The following is a 13,368-nucleotide window of genomic DNA, read 5'->3' as shown; positions in this document are numbered from 1 at the left end:
GTTATGCCTCCTTACCTTTTGGACCAGCAATTTTAGTTTGTGCTGCCACAATTTCGCGGGAATTACCAAATAAATAATGTCCCGTTTTAATTTCAGTAAACTCTGGTAAATCAAATAAATAATCTCAATGTTCTTTCTCTGGTTCATAAATAAAATGAACTTTTTCCTTTTCATAATTTGGGTTCGGTAATGGAATTGCTGATAATAATGCCCGCGTATACGGATGCAACGGATTTGCAAATAATTCTTCGGCAGGTGCTAATTCAACAACCTGACCATGATAAATTACAGCAATTCGATCCGCAATGAAGCGCACAACCGACAAATCATGGGCAACAAAAATATAAGTTAAATTATATTTTTGTTGAAATTTTTTTAATAAATTTAAAACTTGCGCACGAATTGAAACATCTAACGCTGAAATTGGTTCATCGGCAATAATAAATTGTGGTTTCATAATTAAAGCGCGGGCAATCCCAATTCGTTGGCGTTGACCACCTGAAAACTCATGTGAATAACGTGATAAATGTTCTGGTAGTAAACCAACTTCTTTTAAAATATTTAGAATTAAAAAATTCTTCACATTATTGTCATTAACAGCCTCCAATGTTAGTTGTTTTTCATTTGTACCTAAATTATTATTATAATAATCTAAATATAATTTTCGGGCTTCATCATTTTTATATAACTCGGGAAAATTATTTAACCCTTCGCCAACAATTTCTGCAACAGAAATACGGTCATTTAGTGACGAAGATGGATCTTGAAAAATCATTTGAATCTTTTTCTTTTGGGCACGATTTTCCCGATGCGTTGGTAATTTAAAAAGCGCCGATTCCTTTACAATTTCATCAATTAATGGTAAATCTAATAAATCTAACAACCGATTTGAATCGTTAATTTCAGCTCTTGAATACTTGTATTCCTTGTGAATTCATAAATAATATAATTTAATTGTTTCTTGGTCGCGAAAAACCCCATGTCTTGCTAAGTAAGATAAGTCTCTTAATATTACTTGTAACTGGTCCTTATCTTTTATCGCCGCTAAAATATCTTTTAATGAATTACTACACTCATCAGCAGATAACGCCGCTAATGTTGCTGTAAAATCAGTTGCTGTTAATAAATTACCACTAGCAGTTGGTGAAATTGATGTTTTTAGCAAAGAATTAGCATATTTTTCTTGTAAATTACTAATTGCTTGCGCATTTGCAACTGGCTCTAATTGTAACTTCTTTAACTGTTTAAAATATTCTTTTTCAAAATCTTTTTTAAAGACATTATAACGTTTGTTATAAGCAGAAATATATTTCATTCGTTTTGATATTGGTACAAAAAGAATAAAAGCTTTTCGTTGGTTTTTTGTAATATTTTTAACCTTATCTAATAACTCATTATGAACTGGTAATAATTTTTCTAATTCTGAAAAAGATTGATTATAATATTTTTTTGCTTGCATTAGAACAAAGTTATCTTTTAATTCATTGCGAATTTGTTCTAATTTTAACAAAGTCTTATAAATTCGATGACCCAATAAAATACATCCTTCAATAATGGCAATATTTTCTTGTACCCGCATTGTAATTTCTGCTTCTAACTCTAACGATAAAGTTGGAATTCATTCGTGTAAATTATGAGCAAAACGATAAATCCGTTGGTAATTTTTTAAAATTTCCTTTAATAAAATTAAATTATTTTCATACATTTCTTTTACTAACGCAAAATTATTTTTACTATGATTAAAGTTTAACAAATCAACTTTATTTAAAGCAACATCACTAGTAATTAAATAACGCTCTGTTCCATATGAAAGTAATTCCTTTGTACTAATCACATAGTTTTTATTTTCAAAATAACGATAATAACTAATTTTTAAATTATTAATATAATTACTTAAGTTTTTATTTAGTAACATATTATTATTTTTTAAAAGGCGAAATTGTTCATTAATATGTAAATTAATTTTATATAATTGTGGTGGTTTTCCACGTAGTACCCGACGGTCCATATAAACAGTTCCATCTTTAATTGCTTGCACTCCCGCAATGGCACGACCAATTGTTGTTTTACCACTACCAGATTCTCCCACGATACTAAAAATTTCTCCCCGATAAATATCAAAATTTGCTCTTTTAACCGCATTTACTTTTTTATTTTTTTGGCGAAATTGAATTAACAAATCGCGAACCATAATAAATTGTTCTTGTTTGTTCTTGTTCATCTTATTCACCTACCTTTGCATCATTTTCAAGTTTTGCCAACTGTCGTAATTGTTTTGGTTTTTCCACTTTTGCTGCACGTGGATCTAATAATCATGTTTTCGCATAATGTGTTTCGGTTACTTTAAACATTGGTGGTTCTAACAAATAATCAATTTTCATTGCATATTTATTTCGATGAGCAAACGGATCCCCATAAACTTTAGCATATAATGATGGTGGTGAACCAGGAATTGAATAAAGTTCTTCACCTTTTTCACCAAATTGTGGTAACGAAGATAATAATGCTCATGTATATGGATGTTTTGGGTTAAAAAAGATTTCATTAACTGTTCCATATTCAATAATTTGACCAGCATACATTACAGCTACTCGATTCGCAATATTTGCAACAACTCCTAAGTCGTGAGTAATAAAAATAATTGTAAATTTGTATTCTTTTTGCAATTCTTTAATTAAATCTAAAATTTGAGCTTGAATTGTTACATCCAAAGCGGTTGTTGGTTCATCACAAATTAATACTTTTGGTTGACAAGCTAACGCAATTGCAATAACCACCCGTTGGCGCATTCCGCCAGAATACATCCCAGGAATATCATGATAACGTTTTTTTGCCTTTGGAATTCCAACTTTTTCTAATAATTCAATTGCCATTTTTTTTGCTGCTGAACGAGAAAACTTACGATGTTTTCGTAATACTTCTGAAATTTGAAATCCAACGGATAATAATGGATTCAATGATGTCATGGGATCTTGAAAAATTGTTGCAATTGTTTGTCCACGTAGTTTACTAATTTGTTTTGCTGCTTTTAGTTTATTAATAAAACCAAAATTTTTAATTAAATTTCATTCTTCTCACAAATTATTAAAATCACTAACATTTAATGTCTCTTTTTTCAACATTAAAAGATTCATTTTATTAATCCGATAACGAACTCCATCAGTAAAAGTTTTTTTATTAAAATAAGTTGTAATCTTTTTAAATTCTTCAACGGTTGGAACGATTTGTTCATCAAAATATTTTTTTAAAAACAACATATTTTTATTTAATAAATGCTTTTCTGGTCATGTTAAATTTTTTATCTTACTAATTTCATTAGTATAATCAATAATTCGGCTTTGTAATAATTCAATGTTTTTTGCTTTAAGATTATCATCTAATAACATTGCTTCGTTTTTTTCCATTTTTTTAATTAAGGTACTAACTTTTACTAACTTATTATTTAGGCGATTTGAATGCGTAAAACTAATTTGTTTTTTTAATTCTTGTTCTTTTGCCTTTAATTGGGTAATTTCTGCTTTAACTGGTTCTAATTGTAAACTATTAATTATCTTAATTTTTTGTTCTGTTTTTGTAATTAATTTTTTATTATATTTCATAATACTTTTTCGTAAACTACTATCTAATAAAATTTTATGGAAATCAACTAAGTGCACTGGTTTTTTAAAGTACGCTAGCTCATCCGCTAAAATATTAGTTGATGGTGAATAAACAATTGAGCCATTACTAATTCACCCATTATTTTCTAACATATTTGTAAAAGTTTTTGTCATTATTGACTTTCCGCTCCCTGATTCACCAACAATTGCTAATGTTTCACCATCATAAATATCAAATGAAATATTCCGAATTGCTGTTAAAACATTCGACCTCGTTTTAAACTTTATAACTAATTTTTTAATTGAAATTACAATTTCTTTCCTCATAACACGATATCTCCTTTAATACTTTTTTATTTATAATGGTTTTTTGGATCTAGGGAATCAGCAAATACTTTCCCAAATAGGAAAAATAAAACAGATGTTCCGGCAATGAAACAAACGGGAATAATTAATAAATGTGGAAAATCTTGTCATTTACTTGACGCTAACACTTCATTTAAAATAAATCCTAATGTTGTATTTTCTCGTCCTTGAATAAAGCCAAAATTAAAGTAATTTAAAGTTAAATCAATTGCAATCGCCATTGGCACGGCAAATGATGCAGTTTGAATAATTAATGGCAAAATACGAGGCATAATATTTTTTGTAACAATTTTTGGTCCTGATGTTCCTAACATTTTTGACGCAAGATTGTATTCTGTATTACGAACTAGAATAATTTGAACACGAATAACTTCCGCTAAAGTAATCCAACTCGTCAAGGATACAACAAAGATAATTACAATCATCGATTTCCCTAAAGCAAAGATAATAATTAATCATAAAATTAAAGTTGGTACCAAATTTAAAAATCTAGTAATTTCAATAAATAAAATATCAAATTTTTTATAAAATCCTCAAATTGAACCAATAATAACTCCTAATAAAATTTGAATTACGGCAATAATTAAAGTAAATAATAATGTAGTCCGCATTCCAATCCAAATTTTATCTCAATAATTTTCCCCATTCATTCCTAATCCAAATAAATAAGTTGCATTTGGTGCTAACGGTTGTTGATAATTCGGAATTGGTAAATTAGCTGTTAATGGATTAGCAACTTTTCCAATTGGAACAATTGCGGTTAATAACACAATCGCAACTAATAATAGTAAACAAATAATAAATGTTTTTTTAGCAATTAAAATTCTCCCGACAACTTTTCAATAACTATATGATTTTGTTGAAATTCGTTCATTTTCTTCGATTTGAGGACCAACAATTTCAAATAAACTTAGATCTAAATTATCAACATCATAGTTTTGAAAATCAAATAACTCTTCATCTGTAATTCTTTTCATCATCTTGTTCCTCCTTTATTTTGTTAATTTAACACGGGGGTCTAAGACCGCCATAATAATATCTGCTAATAAACTAGTAATAATTCCAGAAGTTGCTGTTAAGAGAATATATCCCATTATAACAAAAGAGTCTTTATTTCCAACTCCAGAAACAATAAATTTACTCATCCCCGGAATTGATCAGTTTTGTTCGGCAAAAATACTGGCCCCAAAAATAGTTGTGACAAAAGCAGTTGGCAATAATCGAAAAATTCGAATTCCGGCATTACGGAAAATATGAATATAAAAAATGTAACGATTAGTCATCCCTTTTGATAAGGCAAAATTAGTATAGTCAGCGGTCATTTCATCAATAACATACCGTCTTGTGTTAATCACAATTGGCGGGGTAATCATTAGAAAAATCGCAAAAACTGGCCAAAACTTAGTATCAAAGGTTCCAGAACTAAATAACCCATGAGCATAAAAAGCATTAATTGAAATCAAATAAACGCCCACCACTAAAACAACGGGAGGAATTGCTAAAAAGATAATTGAAGCGGCATTAATCGTATTATCAACACTACGTTCTTTATTTTTAGCAGAAATAATTCCTAGGGGAACACCAATTAAATAAGCTAATAACACAGCAACTGAACCAAAAGCAAATGAATACGGAATTGCTCTGGCAAAAATTTCTGATACTAATTCCCCTGGTTGGGCAACAGCTGTTGAAAAAACAACCCCTAAATAAAAGAATGTTGTAATTTTATCTCCAACCAATTGTCCCGTTACGGGATCAAAAGCACTGTTAACAATAATTGTCTTTTTAAAAAACGGTATAATATTATATAAATATGTCCCTAATTGGGTTCAAATTGAACCATATACACCAAAGATTTTCATTCTTTGTTCTAATAAATTATTATATTCTGGTGTTCCAGGAAGAATATTTAATTTATTAATATCAATATCAGAAATATAAATATCATCTGGTGTTACTAATCGTAATAAAATAAAAATAACACAAATTGCTAATAATAATGTAATTATGGCAAAAAAGATTCGTTTTAACGAATAACCTAATAATGGAAAACGATTAAAAAATTCACGACGATGATGATTAAAGATACTAGTTCGATATTTCATCTCCACCAGTCATGATGTTCGTTTATCTGCCCCTTGATAATCTAACTCAACATTATTAAACTTTTGGTCATACTCTTTTGCAACTAAAATATTGTTTTCGGAAATATTTTTCCTCTTGTTAATCCCTTTCATATATTTTTTCCCCTCCTTATATTAAGTAAAAATAAAATGTCCCTTTTTTAAATTTTTAATAAAATAATGTACTTAAAATAATTCGTTCAAATAATGTGCTCGATACAAAATATAATTTTATATTATATTATTATATTTTACTTTTGTAAAAAATACAATATAATTTAATAATAAATTTAAAAAATATTAATAAGGGGGATCCAATGGCAAAAAAGAAGAATGTTTTTAAACAATTACATAAATTAAAACAAGAGCAAAAAAAAACCACCAAAAAGAGGTGGCAGAAATTGTTGATGAGACATATCAAAATCACACTTTAAAATTAGAAACTTATCAAAAACTAAAAAAAATTACTTGATTTCATTGTTTGATTGCGGTGTTAATTAGTGCAATTATTATTGGTTTTAGTTTTTTGCTCGGTATTTTTGCATTTAAAGACATTAAAAAAACCGAATGAATTGTTGTTAGTTTTTTAGTTGTTATTCTATTAATTTGATTTATCTTGGGATGATATAAAAATAAAACGGCTGCTGCTTATTTTAATGATCACCGTCGCCGTTATCAACCAACGTTAACTGATGAAGAAGCAAACATTAAAAAAATTCGTAATATTTTACTAATTATTGGCGCCATCTTATTAATTTCTTCCCTAATTATTTTCTTTACTGTCTAATTCTTTTTTAAAAAGAAAAAGCCTTGCTATTACAAGCAAGGCTTTTAAAACTAAATTTATAATTAAAAAGCTAATCCATAATTCTTAAAAGTTGGTTTTTAAGTTCATACTAATGATTTAACATTACATATCTTCATTTTTGACTGTTCTTTTAAGATATCATCAGTATGCATTCAACTAATACTGACCATTTTTTCGAGAAGCATTTCATTAAATTGCTCTTTATATTTCTGATAATAATTTTCGGTTTGTGCCTTACTTACGTTAACATTTTCTTTCCGTAAAGCTAAGTATTTCTTAAATAACATAAATGCCGCATAGTACATTACCCCAACGGCAAATCATTTTAAGTAATGGGTAAAATCATTCATTTTAACCCCTAAATTCCAACAAAAACAACAAAGAAAGCAGTAACAGTTCCCACAACACCACCGATTAAAAGACCATAGGCCACTTTGGGACTATAATTATTATCACAATGAAATGTTCATGCGGTTGTTGGCAAGGCAAAACCAGCAGCACACGTCATAATTGGAAAAGCAATAATTGTTTCCATTCCTAATAATGACACGATCGCTAAAGCTGGCGCATACAATCCAACGCCAAAACTTTGTAATCCTCCAATGATAAAGAACGCAATAATCCCAACAGCTAATTTTCAACCACTAAGTCCTTTTGTTCCAACAGTATTAAATAGTCCAACTTGGCCTAAAATCATTAAAATTCCAGCCGCCGCTAAGGACACTGCCACGAATAAAGCGACAAATTTTTTATTAACTTTATTAACAATCTTTGCGGAACAAAAAGCCCCAATCATAGCGGCAATCACTAAAGTTACTAAGGTTACTAGTTCAACTTGAATTGCACTAACAAACAAGGTTCCAGCTAATAAATTTGGAATTGTTAAACCAACATTTAATGTTCCTGGTAACTTTTTAACATCTGGAACACTATTTGTTGCATTCAAAGCAGCAACCGTTACCACAAAGCTACCAACCCCAATCGTATCAGTAAAACTACCAAGAAAACAAATTGTTGAAATTTTGAAAAGGTTTTCTTGTTTATCTAAAAAAATTCGTTTTGTTGTATTATAAATAATAAAAACTAAAAATCCTAAAATTAAAATAATACCAACACACATAAAAATAAAGGCTGTTAAATGGTTTTTATTAGTAAAAGTGAAGTTTTGGCCATCATTAACAATTTTAAAATAAAATAAGTAATTTACTAATAAACTAGCTAATAATAACAATAATGTTAAGGTCACGGCAATTATAGCAATTGTGCGCCCACTTAAACTTCGTTTCATCATATTATGTTCTGTTTTAATATTTTTTAATTGTTTTTTTTTAACTTGACTTGTTTCAGTTTCATCGTGCAAAACACTAGCAATTTTTGTTTTAAATTCTTGGTGTAATGATTGATGGTCTAAATCACTTTTTAATTTATTTGTTTCTTGATATTCTCACATTGCCAATGAATAATTTAAATTTAAATATTCTTGAATCTTTTGGCAATATTAATGATAAGCTTCTTTAATATATTTTTCTTTTAATTCAAAATCAGCTTTGGTAAGATTATTTTTTTAAGTGCTTGTTTTAAAAACGAAATTTGTTGTTTATAAAACGCTTTTAATTCCCCTTGCCGATCAGTTCATTGATAAATTTTTTCTGTGTGATGAAGTAAATCATTCTCATTCTTAATAATTTTTTCTACTTGAGTTTGATTTTCCATATGTTATTTAAAGGCAATAACTTCAATTTCAACAAGGCCAGATTTTGGTAAGTCTTTCACCGCAAATGTACTTCTTGCCGGTTTATGTGAACCAAAGAATGCTTCATAAACTTCATTAACAACAAAAAAATCGTTAATATCTTTTAATAAAATTGTTGTTTTAACAACATTATTTTTGTGATAGTTTGCGGCTGTTAAAATCGCAGCAATATTTGTTAGAACTTGGCTAGCCTGACTTTGAATATCAGCGCCTAACACCATTGTTTTCGGATCAAATCCTAATTGTCCCGAAATATACAAAAAGCCATTTGAAAGTTTTACTGCTTGAGAATATGGACCCACTGCTTTGGGTGCTTGATCAGTATAGATTAATTCCATTATTTTATAATTGAATCAATAAATTCTTTTTCCATCACAGTATATCCCAACTTCTCTAAGTCAATAACAATGTCTCCTAATTAAGCTTTTGTATTAATATCAACTACTAATCGAATAATTTCTCGATTAATTTCTAAACTATTTTCTAATTGTGAATCAGAAATTTTATGAATTTGAACACCATGAGAATCAACAACATTCGTAATCTTTGTTAAATGTCCTTTCCCTAGTGGTGCATCAATTTTTAAAACAACCCTACGCCGCTGATTAATTAAAGCTCGGTTTGTAATATTTAAGAAAGTTGTCACATCAATATTTCCCACTGATAAAACACAAACAATTTTTTTGTTTTTAACATTTAGTTTATTAAATAGCATTGCGGCCGTGGTTACTGCCCCTGCGCCTTCTGCGACAATTTTACAATTTTCAAATAAAAATAAAATTGTTTCAGCAATTTCTGCTTCTGATACAAGGATAACATCATCAACATATTTATTTAAAATACTAAAGGTAATATCACCAGTTTGTTTAACCGCAATTCCATCGGCAATTGATAATTTACCGTGAACTGAAAACGATTTATTGCTTTTCCTTGCTTCATAATAACTTGGAACATTTTGACTTTGTACACCTATTAATTTACAATTGGGATTTACAGCTTTGACATAACTTGCAATTCCTGAAAGGACCCCCCCCACCAATTGGGACAAGAATGTAATCAACATATTTCAATTCTTCTAATATTTCTATTGCAATTGTTCCCTGACCAATAATAACATCATGATCATTAAAGGCATGAACAAATACTTTATCTTCTGCTTTTGCAACCTCTAATGCTCTTTGATTGGCATCGTCAAAAAAATCACCATGCAAAATCACTTCTACACCATAATTTTTAGTTGCATTAATTTTACTAATTGGAGCTGTTTTTGGCATCACAATTGTCGCTGGAACTTTTAATAAGTTAGCTGCAAAACTAACTCCTTGTGAATGATTCCCAGCGCTTGCCGCAATAACGCCCTTTTTAATTGTCGCTGGTTCAAGAGCCATCATTTTTGATAAAGCTCCTCGTAATTTAAACGAACCAGCACGTTGTAAGTTTTCTAATTTTAAATAGACTTCATTATCAGTAATATTGCTTAATTTTGTTGCATAAATTACTGGAGTTTTGATAATGTGGTTTTTAATTTTGTTATATGTATTTTCAATTCGTTCTCTTGAAATATCATATTCCATATATTGTTCCTTCTTTCTCCGAATTTGTTTGAGCCTAATTTAATTATACAAAAAAAATATTCTTAAATTTTTCAATTCTTATAAAAATATTTTCTTAATTTGGTTGTACTTTACCATAATTTACTGTAATTTATGACACTTTATCATTCCCTAACGACCGTATCCCCCCGGTCCAGGACCTACCCTAGGACCTGGTAAAAATTTTTGACTTTTTTGATTTGATTTTTTTCGTAATTTTCGATTTGTTGTCATATTAGGTGGTAAAGTAATATTTAATTTTTGTAGTAAGAAATCAAATGAAAATTCAACTTCACTAATTTTTACAATCTTAATCCGTTTCTTTAACGCATACTGAGTAACATAATATAAATGTAACGGCGAATTTAAAACAAAATTTAAATAATTATTGGTCTTATCATATCAATTTGGTACCCGATTAGAGTTAAAATAACGCATCATAGCCTGTGGATTATTAGTAACAAAATAATAACTGTTTTTAATATTAAAAGCCGCTAATTGACCACTATAAATTTGGGTTCCATTCATAACCATTGTAAATTCATCAATATATTCTTTAATTTCATCTAGTAAATGTGATGAAAAAAAGACTGTTTTTCCACGTAGGGTTAATTGTTTTAAATAAAAAATAATTTTTTTTCGATTATTAATATCTAATCCTGCTTCTGGTTCATCCAAAATTAAAATTTCTGGATCATGAATAATTCCTTGAATAATCATTACCCTTTTTTTCATCCCCGATGAAAAAGAATTAACATCTTTATCACGGTGTTCTCAAATTTCTAATGACTTCATTAAGTATTCAATTCGTTCCCGTAAATATCTTCCACGCAAACCATTTGTTTTTCCCATGTATTTTAAGAAGTTATAAGAACTAATGTTTTCTGGAAAAGTAATAAATTCTGGTACATAACCAATCATTTTTTTCATTCCAAGTTTGGTTGCTTTTTTACCAAAAATAGAGATATCACCTTTAAAACCTTTTAACCCACCAATTAAAGACTTAATGAAAACGGTTTTTCCACTACCAGAAGCTCCTAAAATTGCATGTAATTTTCCCCGTCCAACATTAAAGTTAAAAGGACCAACAACACTATTTTTAAATTTTTTAGTAAAATTTCGTGATGAGATTGCAACTTCACTGACTACTAATGCATTATTATTCATTTCTTAGCATCCCCTTTCAACTTTTAAGTAATATTTTTACGGCGTAAGATTAAATAAGCAAATATTAAGAAAAGACACGATAAACCGAGATAGATATATTGAATTAAACTAATGTTCAAAAATGGTGCTGGGTAAACATCAATTTTCTTATCAGCCCCTAAGGCTAGACGGAAATCTTGATAACTCATTAAATAGTTATTTTGAACCTCAAAGTCAATGTTACTCCGCTGTAATGGTTCAAATCAATATGGCGTGAAGTTTAACGAAGCGGTTCAAATTTGGTTTCAATGTTCAATAATATTAAACTTCGAAATTAAACCATAAGTATTCATTAGGTTATCATATTTAATTCACTCATTGTTAATTTTAATTGGTTGTTCTTCAAGTAATTTATAATCCATTATTTTCTTTAAAATATTAATTTCAATTTCACGAAGAACAAACAGGGTTGGTGAATCAAAATAATCTAAGACCCAATCTCTAAAATCACTACCATTATTATAATCGGACAATGTTCCTTTGTATTCATTATCTCATTCTTGACGAAAAACATCCGTTGGATTAAATGAATTTTCTTCCGATAATGTCCGATCAACTGTTACTAATTTGCTATCATTTGTCGTTGATAAACTATAATAGGAAGCAGTGGGATTAAAGTAAAATAACGATGTCCCACTAAAAAGATTCATTGTAATATAATTTGTTCATGAACCCGCTGCCTTTGAGACAACTGCCATGTAATCAGCAAGTTCTTTTTGAACGGGGTCATTTTGATCTAATTCTTGTTCTGATTTGAAAAAATAATCTGTTGCAAAATTAACTTTCATTGAAACATCATTTCCGCTCGCTGCTCCAACATTATTAATAATTGTTTTAAGATCTTCAAGCTTATTATCATAAAGATATCTTGTTGATGAATCTCATGCTTTAAGTTTTTTGATTTCAAATTCTTCTGTTTTAGGAACAGTTAATCCTAAATTTTTATAAAAATCTAAGCGACTAACACGTAATGCTGGGTCACTAGTAATATCTTTGTAGTCATCATTTTTAAAGACTAAATTTAAATCACTATAACTTCATTCATCATAAAAGTTTCAAATCGCATTAGTTAAATGAGGATATTTAATTAAATCTTTTTTAAGATTCTTTTTAAAATTAATTGTACTTTTAATAATTGGAACTGGATAGTTTTGAGTAATACTATCATTAGCAAATGTTAATTCAACGGTTTTTGCTAAACTCATAATTAATGAATATGGCATCCCACCAACTAGAAACAAACTACAGAAAATAACAACAATTAGTAAAACAACTTGTGAGTTTAAAAATGTTACCGCAAATAAAATCCCACTTGAAGCAAAAAATGATAATGCCATTGAATAAAGAAATAATTTTAATAATAAATTTTGATAAACTTGTAAATATTGGGGATCCTTATTAAAAATATTACCTAAATAACCAATCCCAAAAGCAAAAAGAATAATTGTTCCTAAAAAAAGAAGAATTAAAATTCAAAGGGCAATTATTTTTAATAAGAACAGGACAAATCGTGAATATGGCTTTGAAATTAATAACAAATATGTTCCATCTTCAAATTCACGACCAAAAATTTTAATAATTACTAATAAAATAAATAGCAATAACAAAATATTATTAAAGATAAAAACGCCATACTGAAAATTCTTAAAAAACTCATAAACATTTTTTGAAGAAGAAAATAAAGTAATAGCAACTGCCCCAAATAAGACAACTGATAAAATAAAAAGAACTCAAACCGCCATTGAACGGCGTATTTTAAAAATTGAAAAAGAAATCAACGACCATCATAAATTTGATTTGCCTGATCTTAATACTCTATTCGCCACCTACAACCCCTCAAATCTTTTAATAATTTGTTATACATATATATTATATAACATTTTCATGATTTTTGATACTGCTTTTTTACTGCAGCGAAAAA

At 28.7% G+C, this 13,368-nt stretch carries 11 protein-coding genes and 1 pseudogene; 1 reads left to right on the top strand and 11 read right to left on the bottom strand.

Features of this window, described 5'->3' with window-relative positions; all coding sequences use genetic code 4:
• Position 1: 1 nt before the first annotated feature.
• Genes oppF through oppB form a run of 4 tightly spaced genes read right to left on the bottom strand, consistent with a single transcriptional unit; the run spans position 2 to position 6,202 of the window.
• On the bottom strand, positions 2–2,221 hold the full coding sequence (oppF, locus tag ACOBME_RS09690; protein ID WP_338965956.1) for an oligopeptide ABC transporter ATP-binding protein OppF: 2,220 nt from the start codon (positions 2,219–2,221) through the stop codon (positions 2–4).
• 1 nt (position 2,222) lies between these two features.
• Positions 2,223–3,926 (bottom strand): oligopeptide ABC transporter ATP-binding protein OppD, encoded by a 1,704-nt coding sequence (oppD, locus tag ACOBME_RS09685; protein ID WP_419335086.1) that lies wholly within the window; start codon positions 3,924–3,926, stop codon positions 2,223–2,225.
• A gap of 26 nt (positions 3,927–3,952) precedes the next feature.
• A complete protein-coding gene (gene oppC / locus ACOBME_RS09680) occupies positions 3,953–4,945 on the bottom strand; it encodes an oligopeptide ABC transporter permease OppC (RefSeq protein WP_338965952.1) in 993 nt (330 codons plus the stop codon).
• A 12-nt stretch (positions 4,946–4,957) separates the two neighbouring features.
• The gene (gene oppB, locus ACOBME_RS09675; RefSeq protein ID WP_338965949.1) at positions 4,958–6,202 is read right to left on the bottom strand and encodes an oligopeptide ABC transporter permease OppB; all 1,245 of its coding nucleotides are present in this window, start codon (positions 6,200–6,202) and stop codon (positions 4,958–4,960) included.
• Positions 6,203–6,479: 277 nt separating this feature from the next.
• Here oppB and ACOBME_RS09670 point away from each other — a divergent pair, with 277 nt between their 5' ends.
• Positions 6,480–6,875 (top strand): hypothetical protein, encoded by a 396-nt coding sequence (locus ACOBME_RS09670; protein WP_419335084.1) that lies wholly within the window; start codon positions 6,480–6,482, stop codon positions 6,873–6,875.
• A gap of 98 nt (positions 6,876–6,973) precedes the next feature.
• Here ACOBME_RS09670 and ACOBME_RS09665 read toward each other — a convergent pair whose 3' ends face one another.
• The 7 genes and pseudogenes from ACOBME_RS09665 to ACOBME_RS09635 all read right to left on the bottom strand — a co-directional run bounded on the left by ACOBME_RS09665 (position 6,974) and on the right by ACOBME_RS09635 (position 13,189).
• A complete protein-coding gene (locus ACOBME_RS09665) occupies positions 6,974–7,246 on the bottom strand; it encodes a hypothetical protein (protein WP_338965983.1) in 273 nt (90 codons plus the stop codon).
• 8 nt (positions 7,247–7,254) lie between these two features.
• Positions 7,255–8,346: a TSUP family transporter gene (locus ACOBME_RS09660; RefSeq protein ID WP_419335082.1), complete on the bottom strand. Its 1,092-nt coding sequence runs from the start codon at positions 8,344–8,346 to the stop codon at positions 7,255–7,257.
• An 80-nt stretch (positions 8,347–8,426) separates the two neighbouring features.
• Entirely contained in the window at positions 8,427–8,609 is a 183-nt protein-coding gene (locus ACOBME_RS09655) for a hypothetical protein (RefSeq protein ID WP_338965937.1), read from the bottom strand.
• A gap of 3 nt (positions 8,610–8,612) precedes the next feature.
• Positions 8,613–8,987 (bottom strand): RidA family protein, encoded by a 375-nt coding sequence (locus ACOBME_RS09650; RefSeq protein ID WP_338965935.1) that lies wholly within the window; start codon positions 8,985–8,987, stop codon positions 8,613–8,615.
• Between the two features lie 80 nt (positions 8,988–9,067).
• A pseudogene (gene ilvA, locus ACOBME_RS09645) lies at positions 9,068–10,223 on the bottom strand (threonine ammonia-lyase).
• A gap of 150 nt (positions 10,224–10,373) precedes the next feature.
• Positions 10,374–11,408, bottom strand: coding sequence for an ABC transporter ATP-binding protein (locus tag ACOBME_RS09640; RefSeq protein WP_419335080.1), 1,035 nt, complete (start codon positions 11,406–11,408; stop codon positions 10,374–10,376).
• Between the two features lie 23 nt (positions 11,409–11,431).
• Positions 11,432–13,189 (bottom strand): ABC transporter permease, encoded by a 1,758-nt coding sequence (locus tag ACOBME_RS09635; RefSeq protein WP_419335058.1) that lies wholly within the window; start codon positions 13,187–13,189, stop codon positions 11,432–11,434.
• Positions 13,190–13,368 lie beyond the last annotated feature (179 nt).

Source organism: Spiroplasma endosymbiont of Sarcophaga variegata (genome assembly GCF_965178695.1).
GTDB classification, from domain to species: domain Bacteria; phylum Bacillota_I; class Bacilli_A; order Mycoplasmatales; family Mycoplasmataceae; genus Spiroplasma; species Spiroplasma poulsonii.
This window is presented reverse-complemented; position numbering and strand designations above follow the sequence as displayed.